Source organism: Syntrophaceae bacterium (genome assembly GCA_013177825.1).
GTDB lineage: Bacteria > Desulfobacterota > Syntrophia > Syntrophales > PHBD01 > PHBD01.
Genome location: JABLXX010000007.1, coordinates 74065 through 99454, shown reverse-complemented (window position 1 = coordinate 99454; position 25390 = coordinate 74065). Strand labels below are relative to the sequence as shown.

The following is a 25390-nucleotide window of genomic DNA, read 5'->3' as shown; positions in this document are numbered from 1 at the left end:
AGGACAGTTTCCACGGAAGATCTGAAAGTTGGCATGAAGATCATTCTGCCCGGGCCATGGTATAGGCATCCTTTTTTCTCCAGCAAAATCTGCCTCGAAACGGAAAAACAGATCGAAAAAATCAAGGATTATGGAATCAGGACGGTGATCTTTAACTCCGAATGCGGCCAGCCCCGGAAAGAGGGTGCCGGAGATGCGGTCGATGCCCCGGAGAAAACCGGCCAAACCATCGCTGGTTATGGGGAATCGGCGGACCCCTCGCCGGAGCAGATGGAGATCCGGCAATACATGGAAGAGGTCATCCACGATCGCACAATGCCTTCCCCGGAAAAAGCCCGGGCCGTTCAGAAGGTGTCCATGTTCATGATGAAAAACCTTCTGGAGCAGCCAACGTCCTCCAATATCGAGGAAGCGAAAAAAAGCATCGGTAACGTCGTGGACCTGATCATCCGCGACGATTCGACAACCCGACACCTGTTGCAGATTACGTCACATGACTATCAAACGTACACCCATTCGGTGACGGTCGGCTTCCTGGGAATCGCTCTTTCCAAGGTTCTCTTCAAGGGATCGGATGAACACAACCTCCATGAACTCGGTGCCGGATTCTTCCTTCATGATATCGGAAAGGTACGCATCGATACGACCATCATCAACAAGCCGGCGCGGCTTACGGCAGAAGAGATGGCGGTTATGCGCCGGCATCCGCCGTACGGGTATCAGATTCTTCGGGACACCAGGCAGCTGACCCATGAATGCAGGCAGATCGTCCTTCAGCACCACGAGCGGGATGACGGGAAAGGATATCCTCTGAAGCTCAGGGGCGATGAAATCCACCTTTATGCAAGACTCTGTTCCATCGCGGACGTATATGAGGCGTTGACTGCATTCCGGCCTTACAAGCGCCGGATGACAACCTTTGAGGCCCTTCGGTTGATGAAGGATGAAATGTTGAACCATTTCCATAAAGATCATTTCGATCAGTTCGTTCGTCTGTTTACCGATACATGAAGGCATTGTGATTGCCGGTTCCGCCTACTCACCGCGTGTCCCGTCCGGCGTGCCAGGATGTGAAAGACCCGCAGCCTGCGCATCCGGGGATTCTTTCCAGTAAGAAAGACAGAAGCATGCTGCCGAAAACATTCATTCAGAACAAGAAACAATATCTTGCCTACAATCAGTTCCGGAAATGTCTCTTTGCCGAGCTGGCCCCGAAGGACAGCGAAGCCATCCTGTATCTTCTCCCGTGGATGCTGAACGAAAACAATCCCCAGGTGCCCGGATATGTCCCTCACCTGTCCCGCCCCATCTGCGTCCACAATCTGGACAACGACCCGGAGATCCGCAAACGGGAGGCCTCCTTCAGTTTTCTGTTCCACATCGACAAGGCAAGAAGGAAGGTGAAGGTCAAGCCCGATTCCTGGATGATCCAGGGCATCTACACGATCGGGAGCGTCGGCTCCGTCATGCAGACCACCTGTTCCGACTGCGACATCTGGCTGTGCGTGGACCGGGAGCGGTTCGGCGAGGAGGGCATGGCGCAGTTGCAGCAGAAGGTCAACCTGATCAAGGACTGGCTCGATGCGAACATCCGCATGCCCGTCTATTTCTTTCTCTGTGACGTGGAAGACGTTCGGAAAGGTCATTTCGGCGATGTTTCAGGCGAAAGCAGCGGCAGCACCCAGAAAAATATCCTGAAGGAGGAGTTCTACCGAACGGCGGTCCTGATCGCCGGCAAGATTCCCCTCTGGTGGCTGGCCTTCGATCCGGAAGGTGACGTCGATTACCGGAAGCTGGCCACCGATTATGAGCGGGACATCTTCGGTGACTATGACGCCATCGATCTGGGAATTCTGGAGCGGGTCGAACAGGAGGAGTACTTCGGCGCCGCCCTCTGGCAGTTCAACAAGGCGCTCACCCATCCCCTGAAATCCATCACCAAGATGCTGCTCCTGCAGATGTTCCTGGCCTTTCCGCCGGGGCATCTTCTCTGCCATCAGTTCCGGACGGAGATCCTGGGCCGAAGGGACAACCGGACGTTCCTCGACCCCGGAACCTTTACGATCCGATCCATCCTGGACTTCAACCGAGACGGCAACCGGGGGGACTTTGAATTCGTCCAGAAATGCATTTATCTCCGCTGCGACGCGAAGATGCATTCCAGGAAATCAGGACTGCGGGAAGAACTCCTCCGCGAAGCCTTCCACCAAGACCCCCTTTCGAGGGAGGAAATCCACAGCCTCAACCGATTCAAGACTTGGCATTTCCATGACCAGGTTCGCATCGGAAATAGGACGCTGTCGCTACTCTTGAAGATATACAAGGACATTACGAGGGTGCAATCGAATACCGAGCCGAGCCGGGTCAGTCCCGGGGACCTCCGGATCATTGGCCGGAAGCTTTCCTCCTGTCTGGAGAAAAAGCCCAGCAAGATTCCCGTCATTCACAAACCGACCGATTCACTGAACCAGCCGACCCTTGTTTTCCGTTTCAACGGGAAAAAATGGCAGGTTCTTCCTGCCGACGATCAGGAGACCGTAATCGTCGAGGACATTCACGTCATTCCCTGCATCGCCTATCTTGTCTGGAACGATCTCTTCCGGCCCGGGGAAATCCGTATGCTTCCGAATCCCACATCCGTAACCCTCCAGGAAATCCTGAACCTGGGCAACAAGGTGCGCGATCTGTTCGGGATCTACGATATCTCCGCAGTCGACTTCCACAATTTCAGCGTCCAGGAGCAACTGGAGAAAATGCTTGTAATCGTAAACTTCGAGGATGCATCGGGAGGAAGGAGCGGCGATGCGTACACCATTCTGTACGGGAACAACTGGGGGGAGCTTTTCCTGCAGCGGGTCGGATCTCCGGAGGCGTTCCGTGGGGCCTTCAACGGCCGGAGCAGAAAACAGCGGTCTCTCAACGTGCATTATCACGTTCAGCGAACCAGCCTGCAGTATGAGAAGATCATCGAACGGGCAAAGCGGATGGTGATCGAAACGCTTGGGGAAGGATAAGGCGGCGCGGCCGTGTGCAGCTCACGCCTTTTGCCTCAAAGCAGAGCCAGACGGTCCGCCACGGCCAGTCCCGCCCGGGTGGGACGGAGGAATCCCCGGGACATCTCCACGAGGCCCTCTTCCGCCAATTTCCGGAGAAGGGGGCCGTTCTCTCCTTTCAGATCCGTCCCGTATTTCCGTCGATAACTTTCCATGTGGAGCCCCCGGGCAGTCCGAAGGGCCAGGAATCGGGCTTCCAGGGCCATCTGCTCCCGGGACAGGGTCTCCGCTGCGGAGACGGGGGGGCGTGCCGAATCGACAGCCGCCAGGTAATCTGTCAGAGAGCGGACGTTCCACCAGCGCCGGGTTTCCCGGAACGAATGGGCAGAGGGCCCCAGGCCGAGATAGGGGACATGCCGCCAGTATTTCGAGTTGTGGCGGCTGACGTGCAGAGTTCCCCGGGCGAAATTCGACACCTCATAGTGGAGATACCCTGCTTCGGCCAGGAATCGGGATGTGGCGAGAAAAAAATCTGCGGAACGGGATTCTCCCGCCGGTTCGGGGAGTTTCTTTGCATAGCGACGGCCGAGGGTTGTGTCGGGTTCGACGGTCAGCTCATAACAGGACAGATGGGCGACGGGGAGGGCAACCGCGGCCGCCAGCGTCTCCAGCCATGTTGCCGGGTCCTGGCCGGGGATACCGTACATCAGGTCGATCCCCAGATTTCCGAAACCTACCTGCTCCGCATCCCGGACCGCCCGCAAAGCCTGCTCCGCCGTGTGCCGTCGCCCCAGGAAGGCCAGGATGCCGTCGTCCAGGGACTGGACGCCGATGTTGAGCCGGTTTACTCCGATCTCGTGGAGTTTCCGCAGGTCCGCGGCTGTCCAATCGGCGGGGTTCATTTCTATGGTGATCTCGGCGTCAGGGGCGATGCGGAAGGAATGCCGGACGTCTTCGATCGTCCGTCCGACCTGTTCCGGCGTGAGCAGGGACGGTGTCCCGCCCCCGAAATAGACCGTGTCGAAGGACCGGAAGGTGCGCCGGTGAAAGGCCATCTCGCGGCGCAGGGCCTCCAGGAACCGGGGGATTTCCCGTTCCGCCTCCGGGAGGGAGTAGAAACTGCAGTAGGCGCACTTGGAGCGGCAGAAGGGGACGTGAATGTAAAGGCCCGCGGCCATGACCCTCAGCTCCGATCAGTCCGTGTCGGACTTCAGGACCGCCAGGAAGGCGCTCTGGGGGATGCTGACGTTTCCCACCATCTTCATGCGCTTCTTGCCCTTTTTCTGCTTCTCCAGGAGCTTCCGCTTCCGCGTGATGTCGCCGCCGTAGCACTTGGCCGTAACGTCCTTCCGGAACGCGGAGATGGTGCTCCGGGAGATGATCTCGCCGCCGATGGCCCCCTGGATGGCGATTTTGAACATCTGCCGGGGGATCTCGTCCTTCAGCCGGTCGCAGGCCTGGACGCCCCGAACACGGGCCTTGTCCCGGTGGACGATCTGGGAGAGGGCATCGACCTTTTCCCCGTTTACCAGGATGTCGAGGAGGGCCAGGTTGCTCTCCCGGTAGTCGATCAGGTCGTAATCGAAGGAGCCGTATCCCTGGGTGACCGACTTGAAGCGGTCGTAGAAATCATAAATGACCTCCGCCAGGGGCATTTCGTACGTGAGTTCGGCCCGTCCCGGGGTGGGGTAGTTCAGGCTCGAATTCACGGCCCGTTTTTCCATGCAGAGCTTCATGACGGCGCCCAGGTAGCGCTCCGGGAGCATCATCATGGCCCGGATGTAGGGCTCCTCGGAGCCGTCAATGGAGATGGGGTCCGGATAGTGGGACGGGTTGTCCACGTCGACGACGGATCCGTCCCTCAAGGTAAACCGGTAGCGCACCGAGGGGACCGAAAGGATGATGGAGAGGTCGTACTCCCGCTCCAGGCGCTCCTGGACGACGTCCAAGTGGAGAAGCCCCAGGAATCCGCATCGGAATCCCTGCCCCAAGGCGACAGAGGAGTCTTTCTCGTAGACGAACGAGGCGTCGTTGAGCCGGTATTTCTCCAGTGCGACGGCCAGGTCCTCGTAATCGTCCGAGGCGATGGGATAGATGGAGGCGAAGACGACGGGTTTGACCTCCTTGAAACCGGGAAGTGGGCCGTCGCAGGGCCGGGCGTCCAGGGTGATCGTATCGCCCGTCCGGACGTCGGCGACGGTCTTCACGCCGGCGATGATATAGCCCACCTCGCCCGCCGAGAGGACGGACCGCTTTTCCCGACTCAGGAGAAAGCGCCCGACTTCTTCCACCCGGTAGGTTGTCCCGTTGTACATGAATCGGATCGTGTCGCCGCTTTTCACCGTGCCGTCGAAAATCCGGCAGTTAATGACGGTGCCCCGGAAGGGGTCGTACTTGGCGTCGAAGATCAGGGCCGCAAGGGGGGCCTCGGGATTTCCCCCGGGTGGCGGAATTCGCTCCACGACGGCCTCGAGGATCGCTTCGATGCCGATTCCCTCCTTGGCGGAGCAGCGCAGCGCGCTGTCCGAATCCAGTCCCAGCTCCGCGTCGATCTGTTCCAGAACGCGCTCCACGTCCGCCGCGGGCAGGTCGATCTTGTTGATGACCGGAATGATCTCCAGGTTGTGCTCCAGCGCCAGGTAAAGGTTGGCCAGGGTCTGGGCCTGGACCCCCTGGGCCGCGTCGATCAGGAGAAGTACCCCTTCGCAGGAAGCCAGGGAACGGGAAACTTCATAGGAGAAGTCGACGTGTCCCGGCGTGTCGATCAGGTTGAGCACGTAGTCCCGGCCGTCCTTGGCCCGGTAGGGCAGGGTGATGGCCTGGCTTTTGATCGTGATGCCCCGTTCCCGCTCGATGTCCATGTTGTCCAGGATCTGATCCTGAAAGTTCCGGTCGTCGCAGACGCCGGTATGCTGGATCAGGCGATCCGCCAGGGTGGACTTGCCGTGGTCGATGTGGGCGATGATACTGAAATTGCGTATGGTTTCCATAAACTCCCTTCGAAGCGCCCTTCCTTACTAGAGCCGCGGGGTTTTGTCAATGCGTCCGGGAGGCGGGATATCGTGCGACCCGCGAGTGCGACGGGAAGGTCCCCTGTCGGTCCGTTTCGGAAGGGAAACGGCTCTCGGGGCAGGGAACACCATGACAAGAAGACGGGCAGACGCGGCGATACCGGCAGCCGCAGTTGCGAACGCGACACTGTCGGCGGCGGTTCCGCTTCGCTGCGGAATGGAACCCGTCCGCCCGCTGTAGCCTTGCGGCGGGATCAGGGTGCCTGCTGAAAGCTCACCGTCATGGGATTCTGCAGTTCGAATTTCAGCCCGTCCACCTTGTGGAACAGAGCCTTCATGTCCGCGAAGGATTCGGGTTTCCCGGTGGTCATCTTCTGCATCAGGTCCCTGTTTCCGAGGATCTTCTCGAAATCGAGGTCCATGAGGGTGATATCCGCTCCCTGCCGCCAGGTGGCGTTGGTCTTGGAGATGGAGCCTTCGATCCGGACGGAGACGCTCATCCTCATGCCCTTGAAGAGGGTCTGCATCATCTCCAGGGTTTTGGGATCCATGGGCTGCTCCGGTGCGGCGTTTTCTTTTTCCCCGGAGTCCTTGGCTCCCTTCTCTTTGCTCTGGTCCCTGGACTTCTCCGGCAGGTGGACGGTCAGCATGGCCGGAGCGCCGGCAGCCGCCCTGGTGAACTCGAAACGAATGGCGTCGTCCGCATTCTCTTTTTCTTCCGCTTTGCCCTCCGGGGCGGATTGTTTGCCGCTTTTTTCCTTGCCGATCCGTATCTGGCGGATGTCGTCGAAGGCATAAACGGCGCGGTAACCCGCCGCGTCCCCGGTCTTCTCCGGTACGGCCGACACGAAGCGGACGCCCGTCCCGAACTGGGTCGACTTCTTCTTCGCGTCCTCCATCATCTTCGCGATTTCGTCCGGCTTCTCGGGCTTTGTCTCTTTCAGGCTGTCCTTGTTCGGGCCGCCGTCCGGCTTCTCCTCCCGGCTTTCCTTCTCTGCCGCATTCGTCATGCTCTCCATGAATTCCCTGACGGTATTGGAGATGAGAAGCTTCTCCTCGATGGTTCCGGTTCCGTCGGGACGCACGGAAACGCGGATGTCATCCTGGACGCATCCCTGCAGCAGCAGGGGCAACAGGGCAATGAAACCGGCGGCGATCAAGCGTTTCATGGAACCTCCCGGGACCTTCGGTATTTTTTAGGAATGGAATACCGCTTCTTTCATCACAAAACCATGATGCGGGCAAGAAAAGAAAAGCCCTCCCGGTTTTCGGGAGGGCCTGTGTTTCTTCGCATGAGGCCCGGGTGGCCGTGCTCCATGCCCCGGGCCGCCTGTTCTATCGGAATGCGGATTACGCCAGCTTTTTGAGCAGGTCTTCGGATACTTCCTTGACGCCGGCCGTCCCGTCCACTCCGATGACCTTCGTGCGCTCCTTGAAATAGTTAACCGCCGCCAGGGAGCCGGTCTTCGTGTCGTAGTAGATGCCGTGACGCTTGTCGATGGCGTCCTCGTCCTGGTCGTCGGCCCGGGCCGTCAGGGTCTCGCAGCCGCAGACCCGGCACACCGGCTTGCCGTCTTTTTCCGCCGGCTTGATCGCGTCGATGAAGATGTTGTTGGGATGGTTGTTGTCATTGGCGCAGAGCCTCCGGCCCATGATGCGCTGTTTGGCGATCTTCCTGTCCAAGAGGATCTCGATGACGAAGTCGAGCTTCATGCCCGCCGCCTGCAGGGCCTTCCAGAGGGCCTCCGCCTGGGCCAGGTTCCTCGGGAAGCCGTCCAGCAGCCAGCCCTTCTTGCAGTCGTCTTCCTGCAGCCGGCTCAGGATCATGGGAACGGTGATCTCGTCGGGGACCAGTTCGCCCTTGTCGATGAAGGCCTTCGCCTTCATGCCCAGTTCCGTTCCCCCCTTGATGTTCTGGCGGAAGATAACGCCCGTCTCGATGTGGGGCACGCCGAACTTCTTCTGGACGATGGCGCCCTGGGTGCCCTTGCCGCTGCCGTTGGGTCCGAAAATAAGAATGTTCATGCGGGAACTCCTTTCGTCTTTATGAGACTCCGGAACGCCGCCGGCTCCGACTCGCGGCGTCGGTTCTTTTTCGCTTTGGCTTCTCCGGAGGGACTCTGCAGTGCGCGAGCCTTATAACCAATCCGGGTCGAGTTGGCAACGGGAAAATGCGGCGGACCGCCGCATCGGCTCAGTGCCCTCAGCCGGGGCTGCAGGAGGTTGCGGCACAGGAAGAGCACCCCGATTTTCCTCCGGCGGAAGCGGACATGAGCTTATGGATCCGCTTCGACCGGCAGGACGGGCAGGCAAGATCCGCTTCCCTGTCGCTCGAACGGACCAGGAGTTCAAAGCGATCCTTGCATTTTTTGCATTCGTATTCGTAGATGGGCATGGTGGTTTCTGGTGTTCCTTCGGATTTCCCCTGTCTGCCGGTATCGGTTACAACGGGTCCGGAAGCCGGGAGATGGTGGCAATGTAGGGCAGGGCCGGCGAAATGTCAAGAATTCCAGGTTCCGGCGGGGCATGACCTCACGTTGCCTGGGAGGTGGCTGCCAGATGAGGGTGCACCCCCGCGTTGACGCCGTCCAACCCCTGTGGTACAAAGCTTCCGGCGCAGCCCGGACCACATCATACAGGCATATCGGGCAAACTCCAGCCAGGAGGTATTTCATGGCCATCTCCCGGAAGATCCAATCCTTCATTTCCCAGTCTTCCTGGATCCGCAAAATGTTCGAGGAGGGTGTCCGCCTCAGGCAGATCCATGGCGCCGAAAACGTCTTCGACTTCAGCCTCGGGAACCCGAACGTGGACCCCCCGGCGGTCTTCAAGGAAGAACTGAGGCGGCTGGCCGCCCAGGAAACAGAGGGAATGCATGGCTACATGCCCAACGCGGGCTACCCGGATACCCGCCGGGCTGTTGCAGACCATCTCTCCGGGATTCACGGCGTCGCGCTGACGGCGGATCACCTCGTCATGACCGCCGGGGCCGGCGGAGCACTCAATGTCATCCTGAAGTCGCTCCTGGATCCGGGGGACGAGGTCGTCGTCCCGACCCCCTTCTTCGTGGAATATCGTTTCTACGCGGACAACGCCGGCGGCGTCCTGAAGCTCGTCCCGACGCGGCCGGACTTTTCCCTCGACCTGGATGCCCTGTCCGAGGCCATCACCGACAAGACGAAGGTCGTCCTCATCAATTCACCCAACAACCCGACAGGGCGCGTTTATGACAAGGCCTCCATCGACGCGCTTGCAGGAATGCTGGCGGAGAAAAGCCGGCTTCTTGGAAAGACGATCTACCTGGTATCCGACGAGCCCTACCGGGAACTGGTATACGATGGCGTGAAAGTTCCCAGCATTCTGGCGGCCTACGGAAACAGTCTCGTGGCTTCCTCCTACTCGAAGAACCTGTCCCTGCCGGGGGAACGGATCGGCTACATCGCCGTCAACCCTTCCGCCGAGCCGATGGAGGATCTCCTGGGAGCCCTGGTCCTGTGCAACCGCATCCTCGGTTTCGTCAACGCGCCGGCCCTGATGCAGCGGGTGATCAGCCGCCTCCAGGGCATTCAGGTGGACGCGGACATCTACAGGAAGAAACGGGACCTCCTGTACGAGGGGCTCGTCAAGGCCGGCTATGAGGTGACGAAACCGGAGGGGGCCTTCTATCTTTTCCCCCGCAGCCCCATCGAGGACGACGTGGCCTTCGTGCGGGCCCTGCAGGCGAAGCGGATCCTGACCGTGCCCGGAAGCGGTTTCGGCGGTCCGGGGCATTTCCGCATCGCCTACTGCGTCGACGACCGGACCATCCTGGGAGCCCTTGAAGGGTTCGCCGAGGTCCGGCGCGAGTATCGCTGAAAAAATCCGGGAGCGGTTTCTTCCGCCGCTCCCGGATACAACAACCCCCTGACTTCCTTTTAAAAAAGAAACCTCCTCCGTTGTTCCTGAGGGGTGCCGTTCCTCCCCTTACCCCATTTTCCTCTTGATTGCACCAATATGTAGTGGTAAAAGGGAACCTCCACCCCAATATGTTGGGTAATTCATCGTCGTTATAATAATCGGTTCATACAAGAAAGCGGAGGGAATTTCCATGCGTGGAAAGATCAGGAAACGGGACGGGCGGCTCGTCAAGTTCAACGCCGAGAAGATTACGAACGCCATCGCCAGGGCCGGGGAGGCGACGGGGGAATTCGACGAGAAGGCAGCCCGAAAGCTCACCATCCGGGTCCTCAACCTGGCGGAAAAACTCTACAACGGCAACATCATGACCGTGGAGGACGCCCAGGACATCGTAGAGGAAGTACTCCTCGATTCCCCCTACCGCAAGACAGCCAAGGCCTACATCATCTACCGGGACCAGCACGCCCGGTTGCGGGAAATCACCCAGAAGATGGAGGTGGACCTGGTCGACCAATACCTCAAGAAGAAGGACTGGAAGATAAACGAAAACAGCAATATGGACTATTCCCTCCAGGGGCTCAACAACTACATCTCTTCGGAAGTGAGCAAGGTCTACTGGCTGAACGAGATCTATTCCCCGGAGATCCGCAAGGCCCATTCGGACGGAGATTTCCACATCCACGACCTCTCCCTCCTGTCGGTCTACTGCGTCGGCTGGGATCTCTACGACCTGCTCCTGGAAGGCTTCCGCGGCGTCTCCGGGAAGGTCGAGAGCCGGCCCGCCAAGCATCTCAGGAGTGCCCTGGGACAGATCGTCAATTTCTTCTACACCCTCCAGGGCGAGGCGGCGGGTGCCCAGGCCTTTTCCAACTTCGACACCCTGCTGGCGCCCTTCATCCGGTACGACGACCTCGAATACATCGAGATCAAGCAGGCCCTCCAGGAATTCATCTTCAACATCAACGTTCCGACCCGGGTCGGCTTCCAGACGCCCTTCACGAACGTCACCCTCGACGTGACGGTGCCCCGGTACTACGCGGATCAGTCCGTCATCATCGGCGGCCAGCCCCAGGAAGACGTCTACGGAGACTTTCAGAAGGAAATGAATCTCTTCAACCGCGCGTTCCTGGAGGTGATGGCGGAAGGGGACGCGAAGGGAAGGGTCTTCACGTTTCCCATCCCGACCTACAACGTCACCAAGAATTTCAACTGGGAAGACCCGAACCTCGCCAGTCTCTGGGAGATGACGGCCAAGTACGGCGTTCCCTACTTCTCCAACTTCATCAACTCCGACATGAATCCGGAGGATGCCCGAAGCATGTGCTGCCGGCTCCGCATCGACAACCGCGAGCTGGAAAAGCGGGGCGGCGGTCTGTTCGGCTCCAACCCCCTGACGGGCTCCATCGGCGTCATTACCATCAACATGCCCCGGATCGGTTTCCTGTCCAATTCGGAGGACGAGTACCTCCAGCGCCTGGAGCGGCTGATGAGCGTAGCCCGGGAGAGCCTGGAGACGAAGCGCAAGGTCCTGGAGAACTTTACCGACGGGAACCTTTACCCCTACACGAGGCACTATCTGCGCAAGATCAAGGAGCGCTTCGGCGAATACTGGAAGAACCACTTTTCCACCATCGGCCTGGTGGGGATGAACGAGGCCTGCCAGAACCTGCTGGGCGTAAACCTGGCCAGTCCCGAGGGCCAGCGGTTCACGAAGAAGGTCCTCGACTTCATGCGGGACCGGCTGGTCCACTTCCAGCGCCAGACGGGAAACAACTACAACCTGGAATCCACCCCCGCCGAGGGGACCAGCTACCGGCTGGCCAAGATCGACAAGGAAAAATATCCCGAGATCCTCTGTGCCAACGAGGACCGCATCCGGGAGGAGAAGGCGGAGCCCTTCTATACGAATTCGACCCAGTTGCCGGTGAATTACACCGACGACATCTTCGAGGCCCTGGACCTGCAGGACGAGATTCAGTCGAAGTACACCGGGGGCACCGTCTTCCATACGTTTGCCGGGGAGCGTGTCGATGACCCCGAAGCGGTCAAGAGCCTCGTCCGGAAGGTCTGCACCCGCTATCACCTTCCGTACATGACCTTTACACCCACCTTCAGCATCTGCCCGTCCCACGGATATCTGAAGGGGGAGATGGAGGAATGCCCGGAATGCCAGTCGCCCTGCGAGATTTACTCCCGGGTGGTGGGATACCTGCGGCCGGTCCAGCAGTGGAACAAGGGAAAACAGGCGGAGTTCCAGCTGAGAAGGGAATACGGGTTCTGAGCATGCGGGCATTGGGAGTATCGCTCTCTATATGAAAATCGGTGGTTTTCAGAAGGTTTCCCTGATCGATTATCCCGGGCGGATCAGCGCCGTCGTATTCACCCAGGGGTGCAACTTCCGCTGTCCCTTCTGCCACAACCCGGAGCTGGTCGATCCCGGACGGTTTGAACCGCTCCTGGACGAGGCGGAGATCCTCGGTTTCCTGGCAAAGCGGCGGGGTAAGCTCGACGGAGTGTCCATCACCGGCGGCGAGCCGACCCTCCAGCCGGACCTTGCGGCGTTTGCCGGGTGCCTGAAAGAAATGGACTTCCTGGTGAAGATCGACACCAACGGCTCCCGGCCGGAGGTCCTGAAGGAGCTGGTCGAACGGCGGCTGATCGATTTCCTGGCCATGGACGTCAAGGGCCCCCTGAAAAAATATGACGCCCTGACGGGCGTCGGTGACAGCAGCCGGGGGATCCGGGAAAGCATCGCCCTCATCGTGGCCTCCGGTCTTCCCTGCGAATTCCGCACCACCGTCGTTCCCTCTCTCCTCGCTGAGCGGGATTTCCGGGAGATCGGGAAACTCGTGGAGAACGCCCCCCGTTTTGTGCTACAGAGATACGCGCGAACGAAACAGCTCGATCCCGCTGTTCCTCCCCCCGGAGCCGAACCGCCGGACCTGGAGAAATGTGCGGAGATCCTGAAACAGCATGTATCCCGGGTCCGGATCCGTTGAGCTCCGGTTCTGTCCCGCCGGGCCAGGTCCGGCCGATAGCGCCGACAATCCCCGTTGAGGTTTTTCCCATGAACGAGACAAGCGAACGGAAGCCCGAAATCCGGTTCACTGCCTATCCCCAGTTGAACCACCTGCTGAACCATCTCGTTGCGGAAGTCCAGGACTTCACCGAGGCCCAGCTTGGCCTGATACGCCGTCTTACCCAGATCGGCTCGGCCCTCTCGGCGGAGCGGAACCTGGGGAAGCTCCTGGAGATGATCATCGACGAGGCCCGGGAGTTCACCACCGCCGACGGCGGGACGCTCTACATCATGTCCGACGACGAGAAGGAGCTCCAGTTTGCCATCGTCCAGAACGGAACGCTGGATGTCCGCATGGGTGGAACCGGGGACCGGATCACCTGGCCTGCCGTTCCGCTTCACTGCCCTGACGGATCGGAGAATTTCTCGAACGTCTCCGCCTTCGTGGCTCTGACGGGCAAGGCGGTGAACATCCCCGACGTCTACCATGCCGAGGGGTTCAACTTCGAGGGGACGAAAAAATTCGACGAGCGGACGGGGTACCGGTCCAAGTCCATGCTTGTCCTTCCCATGCGCAACCATGAGAACGACATCATCGGCGTTCTGCAGCTCCTCAACCCCCGCGACCCCGAGACGGGCGAAACGATTCCGTTCAGCAAGGAGAGCCAGGAAATGACGGAATCCCTGGCCTCTCAGGCCGCCGTGGCGCTCACCAACAACCGCCTCATCGGCGACCTGGAAGAACTCCTCGAATCCTTCATCCGGACCATCGGCAGCGCCATCGACGAAAAATCGCCCTATACGGGCGGCCACATCCGGCGCGTCGCCGAGCTGACCATGGACATCGCCGAGCGGATCAACGCAACAACGCAACCGCCATATGACAATTACCACCTGAACAGCGACGAGATGCGGGAACTTCGGCTCGCGGCGTGGCTACACGACGTGGGCAAGATCACGACGCCGGAGCATGTCGTGGACAAGGCCACGAAACTGCAGACGATCTGCGACCGGATCGATCTCCTGAAGGCCCGCGTCGAGATCATCAAGAAGAACCACATCATTGATGTTCTTCGGCGGAAGTCGCGTGGTGACGGCGCCGGAGGGAAACTGCCGGATGAGGATTACGAAGATGACTTTACCCGGAATCTTGACGAAGACCTGAAATTTCTGGAGACGACCAATCTGGGCGGAGAATTCCTGCCGGACGACAAGGTGAAGCGGCTGAAGGAACTGACGGAAACGAAGTATTGCCTCAACGGCGAGGAACTGCCGGTCCTGACGGAGGACGAGTGTGCCAACCTCAGCATCCGCCGGGGCACCCTGAACGATGCGGAGCGGGAAATCATCAACAACCACACGGTTGTGACCTTCAAAATGCTCTCCCAACTGCCGTTCCCGAAGAAGCTCAAACACGTGCCGGAATATGCATCGTCCCACCATGAGCGCCTCGACGGCACCGGCTACCCGCTGGGTCTCAAAGAGGCCGAGATACCCATCCAGGCCCGCATCCTGGCCCTGGCGGACGTCTTCGAGGCCCTGACGGCCCGGGACAGGCCCTACACAAAGGGCAAGACCCTGGCGGAAGCCCTCAAGATCGTGGGGTTCATGGTGAAGGACCGGCACATCGACGGGGATATTTTCGATCTGTTCGTGCGGGAGAAGCTTTACTCGGCTTACATCCGCCGGGAGGCTCCCCACCTCTTGGCGGAATTGGATGGCGGCGAGTCAGGGTTGTCCTGACCCTTCTTGAGGGAATCGATTGCCTTCTGGACGCGCCGGGACTTTTCCGGGTCCCGCCCAAGAAGCTTTCGGGCCTCTTCAAGGTGGTAGAGGGCGTTGTCCTTTCGGCCGTTTTTCTTCAGGAACAGGCCGTAAAAATAGTGGTAGTCCCCGGTACGGCCCGTTCTGCCATAGGCCATGGCCATATTGTAGAGGATGTCCGCTTCCTGGGGAGGATCGTTTTCCAGCCGCCGGTACAGGTCTACGGCGGCTTCATAATTTTCCATCGTCCCGTAGGCCCTTCCCAGGTAGAGCAGGGTTTCCCTGTCGTCCCGGTCAAGCTGCAGGGCCTTCCGCAGCGGTTCGATGGCCGCCTGTGTCCGTCCGGTCTTTACATAGACGATACCGGTTTCTCTCAGGATATCCGCGTCGTTCGGGGCTTCCTGCAGGATCTTGTGAAAGATCTCCAGGGCCTCGGCAACGCGGCCGGTTCTTTCCAGGGAGACCGCCAGGCCAAGCCGGTCGTCCAGGGAAGCCGGATTCTTCTTAACCCGGTCCCGGAAATAGGCGTAATTCGCCTGCGCGTCCGGCCTGGACAGGGCCATCTCGATCCTGATTCTGTCGAACCGCTTCGAGAGGTTGTCCTTACCCTGCTGCTTCCGGTAAACCGTCTGAAGCATGCCGTCGAGGTAGTGGATCCGGTCGTCCGTTCCCGGGTGGGTTTTGAAATACGAGGGGATGGTGCTCGAGTAGTATTCGTATCGCCGCATCAGGCGCAGCATTTCGACCGAACCCTGGCCATCGTATCCTGTTGAAATAAGGTATGAAAGTCCAAGGCGGTCCGCTTCTTCCTCGTGCTCCCGGCTGTATTTCAGGTTGAGGGTTGTGGCGGCGGCCAGGGAGAAGGCCATGGCCCCGGCGGCCAGGTCGCTGCCTCCGCCCAGGAACGCCCCGGCAAGAATGGCCGCCAAGGCGGCCACGTTCACCTTCGTTGATTTCTCGATGATCCTGGCGATGTGACGGGCGTTCACATGGGCGATTTCATGGGCCATGACACTGGCCAGTTGGGCCTCGTCCTCTGCGATGGCGATGAGACCCCGGGAAACGTAGACATATCCCCCGGGCGTTGCAAAAGCGTTGATGGCAGAGTCCTTGTAGACGGAGAAATGGAAGTCAAAGGGAGCCTTGTTGCTGTGCGAAAGGATGCTGTTGCCCAACTCTGTTATGTAGGACTGGACGCGCTTTTCCTTGTACAGGGCGTTGCTCTTTTCCATCTTTTCGTAGAATTCACGTCCCACTTTCCGCTCGTCCTCCAGGGTGAAGGCGGCCCGGGCGGTGCCGGCGGTCGTAATCGCAAAGCAGACGATCAGACAGATCATCGGAACGGTCAGACCGGAACGGTGTTTCATGAAAGATCTCCTCATCGCTCTTTCCTTACGCGGCGAAATGAATCCTTTCACTTGGCCGGGGGCAGCGTGATCACCTGAATCTCCACCCTCCGGTTCTCATCTCCGCTTCCTTTCGGGAACAGGGGGGCCTCTGTCCCCGCGCCGGAGGCCTCGACGGCGGAGTCGGAGATCCCGGCGTTCAAAAAGGCCTTCCGCAGCAGCTGGGCCATGGCGTCCGTACCCTTCCGGTTTTCCGTCCGGGTCGGTTTCCCGGAGCCGTGGACCGTCATGGACAGCCGCGTTCCCGGATGGGTCTTTACGATTTCTGCAAGGCGCTGAATCTGCCGCTCCGCCTGCGGGGCAAGGGAGGATCCCCTGCTCGTGGCCCGGATCAGATCGTTCCGGGGGATTACGACGACCGGCCCCTTTTCGGACGGGCGAAGCAGGTACCCCAGCCTGTCCAGGGACTTCTGGAACTCGGCCGTCCTCGTCAGGGAGCGGACCTGCCCCTCCATCTGGACAATATCGGCCCCCTTCCGGTTTTCCAGGGCCTTGAAATCATCCTTCAAGCGGCGATTTTCCGCGGACAGCTCTTCCGTCGAACGGATCTTTTCGGCCAGGTCTTTGCGGAGGCCTGCCGCCACGGCATTGAGCGCTTCCACCTGTCCGTTCAGGTTCGCCCGCTCGGTTTTAAGCTGGGCGACATCCTTCTCCAGGCCTGTCTTGGCCTTCTTCAATGCGGACAACTCTCCCGACAGACTTTTCATCTCCCCCTGGGGCTTTCCCACTTGTTCTCGAAGCCTCCGAATTTCCTCGTTCTTGTCTTCGAAGACCTTGATCTTGGCCTCGGTTTCCGGGATTGCCTTTTCCAGCCTCAGGTTTTCCCGTTCATGGGAGATCTTGTCCAGCCGGGCCATGCCGGTGGAGGCGGCGATTTCCGCCATTTCCGCCCAGTAAAGAATGTCCGGGAGGACCTCCGGCTTCAGCTTGCCCCGCCAGGAGAGATTTCCGTCCAGGGCGGCCTGGGCGTTTCCCAGGAATGCCCGGGCTTTTTGAAGCTCCCCAGCCGGGACTTTCAGCTCATCGCTTCTGGCGGTTGTCTTTTCAATGATCGTCCGTGCCTTCTGGATGGCGAACTGGCCCTGCTCTCTTTCGTCGGCCAGTGCGGGAAGGGCCAGGGCGGCGCACAGGATGGAGAACAGCAGGGAGAAGAGAAACCGTTTCATGGCTTTTCTCCTTTCCCGGCCAGGATGTCATCGAGCCGTTTCTGCAGTTTGTCCAGTCTGGCCCGGGTCACGGCGGTTTTCTCCGCCGCTTCCCGCTCCTCGGTCCGGGCCCTGGCCAGATCCATCTGGAGAACAGCTTTGTCCAGTGCCGTCTTCACGGCTCCTTCGTTTCCGCCATCGGCGGCCTCCCCGGCTTTTGCCAGGGTCTGCTGGGTGGCTTCCAGAACGTCCCTGGCATAGATGCCTGCCTTGGCCTGACGCATTTCCTCCAGTGATGCTTTGGCCTGACGGTACCGATCCATGGCGGCGGGGGACACCCCTCCGGCGCTTGCGGCAAGCGGGCAGGCCAGGATTCCCAACAACGTAAAGAAGACGATCAACGGGCGCATGGTTTCCTCCTGCTTGGGAAAACCGCCGGCGGATGGTGGCCGGCGGATGTGGCGGTGAGTTTTTTTATATGCGCGAAGGTTATACCTTTTCGGGGGGGACCGTCAACGGATTTGTCATTTACGGAGGGATTCAACGCGGGACGACGCGTCCGCCCGGCCCCTTGCCCGTGTGACGCTCCAGCAGGACCAGGTCTTCCCGCAGGCGCGCCATGAGGATGTCCCCGTCCGGCACGGTGGACTTGCCGGGATAGATGTCATACCGGGCACGGAGGGTTTCGGGGGTGAAATCGGGCATGACGATGTTGGCTCCCGCCCGGAGGGCCCGGATCCGGCCTTCCGGATGCAGAGTCCCCAGGGCCGTCGTGGCGGGGATATTCGTGTCCCGGGTCAGGAGGCGGGCCAGGGCCAGGACCCGGAGCGTCCTTTTCAGGTCGCCTCCCGGCGCGCCGGCGAGGGGCGTTCCCGGGTGGGGGATGAAGGGGCCGATCCCCAGCATGTCCGCATCGAGGGAGCGGATCAGGAGCAGGTCGTCCGCCAGGATTTCCGGCGTCTGTCCCGGGAGGCCCACCATGTTCCCCGTTCCGACCTCGTAGCCCAGGTCCCGGAGGTCCTTCAGGCAGCGGAGGCGGTCCTCCAGCATGCATCCGGGCCGGAGCCGCCGGTAGAGGTCCGGAGAGGCCGTCTCGTGCTTGAGGAGATACCGGTCCGCTCCGGCCTCGCGGAAGGCCCGGTAGTCTTCCAGGGGCCGCTCTCCCACCGAGAGCGTCACGATCAGGCCCGTCTCGTTCCTGATCCGGCCGACGATGCGGCACAGGTCGCCACGGGTGTATGCGGGATCCTCGCCGGACTGAAGGACAACCGTGCCGATGTCCCTGTCCCGGATCCGGCGGACGGCGGCGAGGACGGCGTCCTCGTCCATCCGATAGCGAATGATGTCCCGGTTGTCCCGGCGGAGGCCGCAGTAGAGGCAATTCTGCCGGCAGAAATTGGAGAACTCTACGATGCCGCGAAGATAGACGGCATCCCCGACGGCTTCCCGGCGGACGGCGTCGGCCGCCGTGCCGAGCGCCTCCAGGGACTCCTCGTCCGCCAGGTTCAGAAGGAGGGTCAGGTCTTCCCGGGAGAGAGACTCCCCCCGGCGGGCCGTCCCGATCAGCCCGGCGATCCGGTCCGGCGATTCAGACATAGAGATCCCGCTGCCCTTCCTCGATCTTCCGCAGGCGTTTCTCCAGATTTTCACGCTGGCGGCTGCTTTTCGTCTCCGCCAGGAGACGGTCGATCAGGGCGTCGCCCACGGCCTTGGTCTCCGGAGATGCGTAGTCCTGCAGGTATTCCTTGTAGGTGAGGATGGCATTGGTTCGGCAGAACTTCTGGATCAGCCCCGGTTTTGCCAGGTCCATGAAATCCGCCCCCGTCCGGCCCAGCCGGTAGCAGGCGGTGCAGAAGCTGGGAATGTGCCCGTGGGTGCTGATGTCGAGGATCACCTCGTCGAGGGTCCGCGTGTCCCCCAGGTTGAATTGGGCCGCCCGGAACCCCTCGCTGGAATCCTCCCGGTAGCCTCCCGGATTCGTCCGGGATCCCGCGCTGATCTGGGAAATCCCCAGGTCGAAAACCTCGCTCCGGAGGGCTGCTGTCTCGCGGGTGGAGAGGATCATTCCCGTGTAGGGGACGGCCATGCGGATCACCGCCACGAGTTTCTTGAATTCCTCGTCGGAGACCGGGTGGGGCGGCTTGATAGCCGCCGGCGCGTTGAGGGCCGGCTCCAGCCGTGGAATCGAGATGGTGTGGGGGCCCACGCCGCAGTCCCGCTCGAGCTGCAGGGCGTGGAAGAGGAGCCCGAGGACCTCGAACTTGTAATCGTAGAGGCCGAAGAGGGCTCCGATGCCCACGTCGTCGATGCCGCCCTCCTGGGCCCGGTGCATGGCCGTCAGCCGCCGGACGTAGTCTTTCTTGGGGCCGCTGGGGTGCATCCGGCGGTACGTCCCGTGGTGATAGGTTTCCTGGAACAGGACGTAGGTCCCGATCTTCGCCGCCTTGAGCCGCCGGAACTCCTCGACTTCCAGCGGGGCGATCTCCACATTGATTCGCCGGATCTCTCCGCCCTTCTCCGTCTTCACGGAATAGGCCGTTTCAATGGCCTCAACGAAGTAGTCCAGGCTGGATCGGCCGGGGTGCTCGCCGCAGAGCATCAGGAGCCGCTTGTGCCCCTCCCGCTCCAGGACGCTTACTTCGCTTGCAATCTGCTCCAGGGAGAGGGCCACGCGCTTGAGGTCCTTGTTGTCCTTGCGGAATCCGCAGTAGAGGCAGTTGTTGCTGCAGAAGTTCGCGATGTAGAGGGGGGCGAAAAGAACCAGGCGGTTCCCGTAGATGTCCCGCTTGATCTGCCGGGCCGTCCGACCGATTTCGGCCAGGAGCTCCGGGTCCTCCGTCTGCAGGAGAACGGCCGTCTCCTCCGGCGTCAAGCCTTGCAGCTTCTTCGCTTTTTCAATCAGTTCCTCAACCCGCCGACGGGACGGGTTCTTCGATTCGTCAAGCAGTCGCTCGATCTTTCCGTCGTCGATGAAATCTGCGGTCATTTGGTCTTTCCCTTCTATGCTTTGGTCAGGGCCGACTTCACCTGCACGCCCTCCAGGGCGCCCAGCTTTCCCGTCAGGGAGCCGATCTCGTCGGTGGTGGCGTGAACGATGAGCGAGATGATGTGAAGGCCCTTGGGCGGGTAGGGCAGCCCCATCCGGCCGATGACGGCCTCGCCGTGCTCGCTCAGGATGGCGTTGATCCGGTTGGCCTGGTCGGCCCGGTTCGTGATGATGATGGTGATGGTTCCGATGCGACGGTTCATGCATGCTCCTTCCATTGCAAAAAAAAGAGGTCCGCTCCTGAAGGGAGCAGACCTCTCGCGATGGCTCGTTGCGCTCCCCCTCGAGGTCAGACGGCGTCCTTCCTCTCAGGACCGGCCGGATTCACCAGCCGCGCGCTATTCATCACAGATCATCGGGAATGTCAACGGGTATGTCGGCAAGCGTATCGCGGCGCCTGACGGCAAACGGTTATTCCAGTCGATAGCCTTTCTCACGAAAAAGCCGGAGGCAGACGTCGACGACCTCGGAATCGTAGAAAACACCGCGGTTGGCAACGATTTCCTCCAAGGCGGACTCGATTCCCATGGATGGACGGTAGGGGCGGTGGATGGCGATGGCCTCGACTACGTCGGCCACGGCCAGGATTCGCGCTTCCATGAGAATTGCATCGCCCTTGAGGCCAAGAGGATAGCCGGATCCGTCCATCCGTTCGTGATGCTGAAGGATCATGCCTGCCAGGTCCCAGGGGAATTCGATTTCCTTGAGGATGTCGGACCCGACACGCGAATGGGTTTTGACGAGCTGAAACTCGACCTCCGACAGCTTTCCGGGCTTGCTCAGGATTTCAGAGGGGATTCCAATTTTTCCGATGTCGTGGATGGCGCCGGCCAGGCGGATGGCCTTGATTTCGTCGGGGCTCCGGTTCATCTCGACGGCGATGGCTTCGGCCAGTTCCGCGACACGTCGCTGGTGGCCCGCCGTATAGGGATCCCTCATTTCCACGACGTTGACCGTCACCTGGATGATGCCTCCGATGGCGGCCTTCAACCTGTCGAGGCTGGACCGGATCTGTTCCTCCGCCTGCTTGCGATCGGTGATGTCCCGGGCGAAGACGAGGGCACCCCGTTTTCCCTGAAACACAATGGGAACGGCGGAGATTTCCACCGTTACGGAGGATCCGTCCATCCGGAGGCAGACCTCCTCGATCCGCGGCACCGGTTCCTGTTCGACATAGAGCCGATGAACCCGCCGCCTCACGCTCTCATGGTAGTCCGGGTGAAACCGGTCGATGACGGGCCGCCCCAGGAGCTGTCCCGCCGTGTCCGCGCCGAAGAGCTTTACGGCGGCGCGGTTCAGATAGGCGAACCGCTGCTCCGTCGATACGAAAATGACGTCGGGGGCGTTGTCCACCAGGAGCCGGAAGCGCGTTTCGCTTTCCAGGAGAGAGGCTTCCACGTGCTTGCGTTCCCGAATGTCCCGGGTGTTTCCCTGGAGTCCGATCACCTCTCCATTCTCGTCCAGGAGCCAGGATGAACTGACCTCGATGTCGATGATGCTGCCGTCCTTTGCGTACTGCCGGAGCTCCAGGGTCCGGACCCGGGCCCGCTCGGAGGGCGGCTTGGCCAGCTCCGCCGCAATTTGTGCCATGACGGCATCGTAATCTTCCGGGAAGACGTATTTGCCGAAGGGGATCGCCATGGCCTCCTCCGGCGTGAATCCGGCCAGCTCCCGGATCGACGGGCTGATGTAGGTAAAACGACCGTTCAGGTCCATGGTCCAGATGACATCGGTGGAATTTTCTGTCAGGAGCCGGTATTTCCGCTCCTGTTCCTGAAGGAGCCTTTCCATGCGCTTCCGTTCCGTGATGTCTCTTGATACGCCGTGCAGTCCGACGGGCTTTCCCTCGGTATCCCGGATGCCGCTGACCAGGTTTTCCATCCACACGGTGGAGCCGTCCTTATTGATGTACTCCATCTCCACCGCCATGGTGCGGTTGCGGTCGGCGTCGCCCCTCTGTTCCCGCTCGATCTCGGCGGCCATAAGTTCCACGGCCCGGGCGTACGACTCGGGGGTCACCTGATCCCCGGCTTTCTGACGGATTCGTTCTTCCGGTGTGTATCCGTGGACCTTCAGTACCGAGGGGCTGACGTAGGTGGTCTGCAGGTTGAGATCGACCGTCCAGATGACGTCGGTCATCTGTTCCGTCAGGAAGCGGAACAGGGACTCCTGCTCGAAGGGAGGTGCGCCGGTCCCGCCTTTGGTGTCCTGGTCGTCCATGTCGAGGTCTCCTGGAGATCGGCCGCCCGTTGGGGCCGGGGCCCCGATCGGCCTTAAGTGCCGGGAAAATCTCTTCCGCCGGGGCAGAGGATTGATTTTATATGGAAGATAGCCTTTGCTGTCAAGGCAGCGGGAGTGTTGTGGAGGGGCAGAATGCAGAGCCGATCAGCTTTTCCGGCCCAGGCCTGTTCCGGCCGCCGCGGCCCGCTCGTAGGCCAGGAGTGCCGAGGGGAAGGGCGTCAGGACCCGGCGGATGACCCCCTGGGTGTAGGAGATGGCCAGGCCGTAGTTTGTGACGGGAACGCCGGCCTCGCGGGCCTTGTGGAGGCGGCTCAGCATCTCCCGGCGGTTGAGCATGCAGGCGCCGCAGTGGATGACGAGCCGGTACCGGGAGAGATCCTCCGGATAATCCCTTCCCGCCGAGACGTCCACCGCCAGCTCGCCGCCGACGTACTGCCGCAGCCAGCGGGGGATCTTCACCCGGCCGATGTCGTCCTGCAGGGGATGGTGGGAGCAGGCCTCGGCGATGAGGACCGGGTCCCCCGGGCGGAGGCGCTCGATGGCGGCGACCCCGGCGGCGGCCGTGGCCAGGTCGCCTTTCTGCCGCGCCATCAGGATGGAGAAGGTCGTCAGGGGGACCGATGCCGGCGTGTCGCCGGAGACCTTGAGGATCGCCTGGGAGTCCGTCACCACCAGGTCGGGCGGGCGAACCAGGCGGGCCAGCATGGCCGCCAGCTCCCGCTCCTTCACCATCAGGGCCGCGGCGTCACTGTCCAAGGCGTCGCGGATGGTCTGGACCTGCGGCAGGATCAGGCGTCCCTTGGGGGCCTGGAGATCGATGGGCACCACCAGCACGGCCAGGCCGCCCGGGGGCAGGAGGTCTCCCACCAGGGGCGGTGGCTCCAGGAAGTGATCCGGCGCCGTCTCCAGAAGGTGCCGCTTCACCGCCTCCAGGGCCGCTTCCCGGCCCGCCCCGTCCGTGCTGGAGACGGCCAGGACCCGCCCGGCCTTCTCCCGGAGCGAGGTGAGGAACGCCTCCGACGGTGCGCGAAGGTCCGTCTTGTTCACAACCGGGATGACGGGGATTTTTCGTTCCTTCGCTTCATTCAGAAGGTTCTCCTCGAACTCCGTCCAGTCTTCCGCCTCCGTCACAAGGAGGATTGCATCGGCCCGGTCGAGGATCCGCCGGGTCTTCTCCAGCCTTTTGGCCGCCAGTTCCGTGGCGTCGTCCAGGCCCGCCGTGTCCAGGAACAGGACGGGGCCCAGGGGCAAAAGCTCCGCCGCCTTCTCCACCACGTCCGTTGTCGTCCCCGCCACGGGGGAGGTGATGGCCACGTCCTGGCCCAGCAGGTAATTGAGGAGGCTCGACTTGCCTACGTTCGTGCGGCCGAAGAGGGCCACGTGGAGGCGGTTTCCCTTGGGGGTGGTGTCCATGTTCACTTCTCTTTCCGGTATCCCAGGGCGGTGAGCGACCAGGGTGACAGGATCCGGTCGATCATCTCTTTTCCCAGTTTTTCTTCCAGGAAGGTTCGCATCGTCCGGCTCTCCGAAAGGCCCTGCCTTTCCAGTTCTCGGTATTCCCGGATCAGTTCCGTGGCCCGCTCGTATCCCAGGTGGGGCACCAGGGCCGTCACCAGCATGGGACTCCGGTCGAAGGCTCTCCGGCAGGCCTCTTCGTCCGCTTCAACGCCCCGGACGTGCCCCGCCAGAAGCGTGTCGGCCTTCTCCAGGAGGTCCAGCGACTCGAGGAAGGCGTCCGCCGCCAGGGGCAGGAATTCGCTGATCTGGCCGGTGCCCCGGCTCAGGGCGTCGGAGACGATCGCGTCGTTGGCGAAGACCTTGAGTCCCGCCTGGATCGCCGCCTCCGCAAGGACTGGATTCACCTTGCCCGGCATGATGGACGAACCCGCCTGGAGGTCCGGCAGGCGGATCTCTCCGAGAAGGTTGAGGAGGCGCAGATCCCCGGCGATCTTGACGAGGTTGGCCGCGTGGGCCTTGAGGATGCCCGATACCTCCACGAGGGGATCGGCGAAGGCCGTCTCGCCCGTCAGGTTCTCTCCCCGGGAGAGGCCCATCCCCGTCGCCTCCCGGAGCTTCTCGATGACCAGGAAGATGTAGTCCCGCGGGGCCGCGAGCCCCGTTCCCACGGCCGTTCCGCCGAGGTTGACCACTCGGAGCCGCTCTTCCCCCTTGAAGGTGCGCCAGCGGTCCCGGGAGATCGCCTCGGCGAAAGCGGCGAACTCCGCCCCCAGCGTCATGGGCACCGCCTCCTGCAGCTCCGTCCGTCCGACCTTGACGATGGCGCCGAAGGCCTTTTCCTTCTCCTGGAAAGCCCCCTGGAGGTCTGCCGCTCCCCGGCTGAGTCCCCGCAGTCCAAAGATCCCGGCGATCTTCACGGCCGTGGGGTAGGTGTCGTTCGTGGACTGGTGGAGATTGACGTGCTCCAGGGGGTGGACGAGGGCGTAGTCGCCTCTCCGTCCCTCCAGGATCTCGATGGCCCGGTTGGCCAGGACTTCGTTCAGGTTCATGTTCGTGGACGTGCCTGCACCGCCCTGGAGGGCGTCCACGGGGAACTGGCCGTCGAGCACGCCCCCCGCGACTTCATCGCAGGCCTGCTCGACGGCCCGGGCCCTCTCCGCATCCAGGTAACCCAGTTCGGCATTGGCCCGGCAACAGGCCTTCTTGACCAGGGCATAGGCCCGGATCAGCCCGACGTTGACGGTCCTCCCGGAGAGGGGAAAGTTGCGGACCGCCCGGTGGGTGTGGATTCCCCAGTATGCGTCCGCCGGGATCTCCAGTTCGCCGAGGAGGTCTTTTTCGAAGCGCGTCGAGTTCATCAGTTTTCCTGAAACGTGCCCGGAGTTTGCGTTTGTTTCGCTTCTCAATGCC

General features: G+C 61.2%; 20 protein-coding genes. 6 read left to right on the top strand and 14 right to left on the bottom strand.

Features of this window, described 5'->3' with window-relative positions:
* The first annotated feature begins 33 nt into the window (after positions 1–33).
* On the top strand, positions 34–1011 hold the full coding sequence (locus HPY65_14810; GenBank protein NPU85745.1) for an HD-GYP domain-containing protein: 978 nt from the start codon (positions 34–36) through the stop codon (positions 1009–1011).
* Positions 1012–1127: 116 nt separating this feature from the next.
* A complete protein-coding gene (locus HPY65_14805; protein NPU85744.1) occupies positions 1128–3014 on the top strand; it encodes a hypothetical protein in 1887 nt (628 codons plus the stop codon).
* A gap of 35 nt (positions 3015–3049) precedes the next feature.
* Here the strand turns inward: HPY65_14805 and hemW are convergent, their stop codons facing one another.
* The 5 genes from hemW to HPY65_14780 form a co-directional block, all read right to left on the bottom strand.
* Positions 3050–4171, bottom strand: a complete 1122-nt coding sequence (hemW, locus tag HPY65_14800) for a radical SAM family heme chaperone HemW (protein ID NPU85743.1) — start codon at positions 4169–4171, stop codon at positions 3050–3052.
* Positions 4172–4186: 15 nt separating this feature from the next.
* A complete protein-coding gene (lepA, locus tag HPY65_14795; protein ID NPU85742.1) occupies positions 4187–5983 on the bottom strand; it encodes an elongation factor 4 in 1797 nt (598 codons plus the stop codon).
* A gap of 275 nt (positions 5984–6258) precedes the next feature.
* Positions 6259–7173: a hypothetical protein gene (locus HPY65_14790; protein NPU85741.1), complete on the bottom strand. Its 915-nt coding sequence runs from the start codon at positions 7171–7173 to the stop codon at positions 6259–6261.
* Positions 7174–7354: 181 nt separating this feature from the next.
* Positions 7355–8029, bottom strand: a complete 675-nt coding sequence (locus tag HPY65_14785; protein ID NPU85740.1) for an adenylate kinase — start codon at positions 8027–8029, stop codon at positions 7355–7357.
* A gap of 178 nt (positions 8030–8207) precedes the next feature.
* The gene (locus HPY65_14780; GenBank protein NPU85739.1) at positions 8208–8399 is read right to left on the bottom strand and encodes a zinc ribbon domain-containing protein; all 192 of its coding nucleotides are present in this window, start codon (positions 8397–8399) and stop codon (positions 8208–8210) included.
* 278 nt (positions 8400–8677) lie between these two features.
* On the opposite strand from HPY65_14780, the gene HPY65_14775 reads away from it, so the two are divergent.
* The 4 genes from HPY65_14775 to HPY65_14760 all read left to right on the top strand — a co-directional run bounded on the left by HPY65_14775 (position 8678) and on the right by HPY65_14760 (position 14663).
* Positions 8678–9859 carry a pyridoxal phosphate-dependent aminotransferase gene (locus HPY65_14775; protein NPU85738.1) on the top strand — a complete coding sequence of 394 codons (1182 nt, stop codon included), beginning with the start codon at positions 8678–8680 and terminating at the stop codon, positions 9857–9859.
* Between the two features lie 232 nt (positions 9860–10091).
* Positions 10092–12182 (top strand): ribonucleoside triphosphate reductase, encoded by a 2091-nt coding sequence (locus HPY65_14770; protein ID NPU85737.1) that lies wholly within the window; start codon positions 10092–10094, stop codon positions 12180–12182.
* 31 nt (positions 12183–12213) lie between these two features.
* Positions 12214–12900, top strand: a complete 687-nt coding sequence (locus HPY65_14765; GenBank protein NPU85736.1) for an anaerobic ribonucleoside-triphosphate reductase activating protein — start codon at positions 12214–12216, stop codon at positions 12898–12900.
* A 68-nt stretch (positions 12901–12968) separates the two neighbouring features.
* Positions 12969–14663 carry an HD domain-containing protein gene (locus HPY65_14760; GenBank protein NPU85735.1) on the top strand — a complete coding sequence of 565 codons (1695 nt, stop codon included), beginning with the start codon at positions 12969–12971 and terminating at the stop codon, positions 14661–14663.
* On the opposite strand, the gene HPY65_14755 is transcribed toward HPY65_14760, so the two are convergent.
* From HPY65_14755 to HPY65_14715, 9 genes are all read right to left on the bottom strand, one after another.
* Positions 14597–16051, bottom strand: a complete 1455-nt coding sequence (locus HPY65_14755) for a M48 family metalloprotease (GenBank protein ID NPU85734.1) — start codon at positions 16049–16051, stop codon at positions 14597–14599. The two genes, HPY65_14760 and HPY65_14755, sit on opposite strands and share 67 nt — an antisense overlap.
* Before the next feature lie 47 nt (positions 16052–16098).
* Positions 16099–17256: a hypothetical protein gene (locus tag HPY65_14750; GenBank protein NPU85733.1), complete on the bottom strand. Its 1158-nt coding sequence runs from the start codon at positions 17254–17256 to the stop codon at positions 16099–16101.
* Positions 17253–17645, bottom strand: coding sequence for a hypothetical protein (locus tag HPY65_14745; protein ID NPU85732.1), 393 nt, complete (start codon positions 17643–17645; stop codon positions 17253–17255). The genes HPY65_14750 and HPY65_14745 overlap by 4 nt, the downstream gene beginning before the upstream one ends.
* A 130-nt stretch (positions 17646–17775) precedes the next feature.
* Positions 17776–18831 (bottom strand): [FeFe] hydrogenase H-cluster radical SAM maturase HydE, encoded by a 1056-nt coding sequence (hydE, locus tag HPY65_14740; GenBank protein NPU85731.1) that lies wholly within the window; start codon positions 18829–18831, stop codon positions 17776–17778.
* On the bottom strand, positions 18824–20221 hold the full coding sequence (hydG, locus tag HPY65_14735) for a [FeFe] hydrogenase H-cluster radical SAM maturase HydG (protein NPU85730.1): 1398 nt from the start codon (positions 20219–20221) through the stop codon (positions 18824–18826). The genes hydE and hydG overlap by 8 nt, the downstream gene beginning before the upstream one ends.
* Positions 20222–20235: 14 nt before the next feature.
* The gene (locus tag HPY65_14730) at positions 20236–20484 is read right to left on the bottom strand and encodes a CopG family transcriptional regulator (protein NPU85729.1); all 249 of its coding nucleotides are present in this window, start codon (positions 20482–20484) and stop codon (positions 20236–20238) included.
* A gap of 208 nt (positions 20485–20692) precedes the next feature.
* The gene (locus tag HPY65_14725) at positions 20693–22501 is read right to left on the bottom strand and encodes a PAS domain S-box protein (protein ID NPU85728.1); all 1809 of its coding nucleotides are present in this window, start codon (positions 22499–22501) and stop codon (positions 20693–20695) included.
* A 165-nt stretch (positions 22502–22666) separates the two neighbouring features.
* Positions 22667–23935 (bottom strand): [FeFe] hydrogenase H-cluster maturation GTPase HydF, encoded by a 1269-nt coding sequence (gene hydF / locus HPY65_14720; protein NPU85727.1) that lies wholly within the window; start codon positions 23933–23935, stop codon positions 22667–22669.
* Between the two features lie 2 nt (positions 23936–23937).
* The gene (locus HPY65_14715) at positions 23938–25338 is read right to left on the bottom strand and encodes an aspartate ammonia-lyase (GenBank protein NPU85726.1); all 1401 of its coding nucleotides are present in this window, start codon (positions 25336–25338) and stop codon (positions 23938–23940) included.
* Between the last annotated feature and the right edge of the window lie 52 nt (positions 25339–25390).

Excerpts from the sequence above, each read along its gene's own strand:
- hemW (NPU85743.1), bottom strand. The coding sequence starts at position 4,171 with ATGGCCGCGGGCCTTTACATTCACGTCCCCTTCTGCCGCTCCAAGTGC.
- HPY65_14750 (NPU85733.1), bottom strand. The coding sequence starts at position 17,256 with ATGAAACGGTTTCTCTTCTCCCTGCTGTTCTCCATCCTGTGCGCCGCC.
- HPY65_14715 (NPU85726.1), bottom strand. The coding sequence starts at position 25,338 with ATGAACTCGACGCGCTTCGAAAAAGACCTCCTCGGCGAACTGGAGATC.
- HPY65_14810 (NPU85745.1), top strand. The coding sequence starts at position 34 with ATGAAGATCATTCTGCCCGGGCCATGGTATAGGCATCCTTTTTTCTCC.
- lepA (NPU85742.1), bottom strand. The coding sequence starts at position 5,983 with ATGGAAACCATACGCAATTTCAGTATCATCGCCCACATCGACCACGGC.
- HPY65_14765 (NPU85736.1), top strand. The coding sequence starts at position 12,214 with ATGAAAATCGGTGGTTTTCAGAAGGTTTCCCTGATCGATTATCCCGGG.
- HPY65_14785 (NPU85740.1), bottom strand. The coding sequence starts at position 8,029 with ATGAACATTCTTATTTTCGGACCCAACGGCAGCGGCAAGGGCACCCAG.
- HPY65_14755 (NPU85734.1), bottom strand. The coding sequence starts at position 16,051 with ATGAAACACCGTTCCGGTCTGACCGTTCCGATGATCTGTCTGATCGTC.
- HPY65_14780 (NPU85739.1), bottom strand. The coding sequence starts at position 8,399 with ATGCCCATCTACGAATACGAATGCAAAAAATGCAAGGATCGCTTTGAA.
- HPY65_14805 (NPU85744.1), top strand. The coding sequence starts at position 1,128 with ATGCTGCCGAAAACATTCATTCAGAACAAGAAACAATATCTTGCCTAC.
- HPY65_14775 (NPU85738.1), top strand. The coding sequence starts at position 8,678 with ATGGCCATCTCCCGGAAGATCCAATCCTTCATTTCCCAGTCTTCCTGG.
- HPY65_14725 (NPU85728.1), bottom strand. The coding sequence starts at position 22,501 with ATGGACGACCAGGACACCAAAGGCGGGACCGGCGCACCTCCCTTCGAG.
- HPY65_14760 (NPU85735.1), top strand. The coding sequence starts at position 12,969 with ATGAACGAGACAAGCGAACGGAAGCCCGAAATCCGGTTCACTGCCTAT.
- hydF (NPU85727.1), bottom strand. The coding sequence starts at position 23,935 with ATGGACACCACCCCCAAGGGAAACCGCCTCCACGTGGCCCTCTTCGGC.
- HPY65_14770 (NPU85737.1), top strand. The coding sequence starts at position 10,092 with ATGCGTGGAAAGATCAGGAAACGGGACGGGCGGCTCGTCAAGTTCAAC.
- HPY65_14730 (NPU85729.1), bottom strand. The coding sequence starts at position 20,484 with ATGAACCGTCGCATCGGAACCATCACCATCATCATCACGAACCGGGCC.
- hydG (NPU85730.1), bottom strand. The coding sequence starts at position 20,221 with ATGACCGCAGATTTCATCGACGACGGAAAGATCGAGCGACTGCTTGAC.
- hydE (NPU85731.1), bottom strand. The coding sequence starts at position 18,831 with ATGTCTGAATCGCCGGACCGGATCGCCGGGCTGATCGGGACGGCCCGC.
- HPY65_14790 (NPU85741.1), bottom strand. The coding sequence starts at position 7,173 with ATGAAACGCTTGATCGCCGCCGGTTTCATTGCCCTGTTGCCCCTGCTG.
- HPY65_14745 (NPU85732.1), bottom strand. The coding sequence starts at position 17,645 with ATGCGCCCGTTGATCGTCTTCTTTACGTTGTTGGGAATCCTGGCCTGC.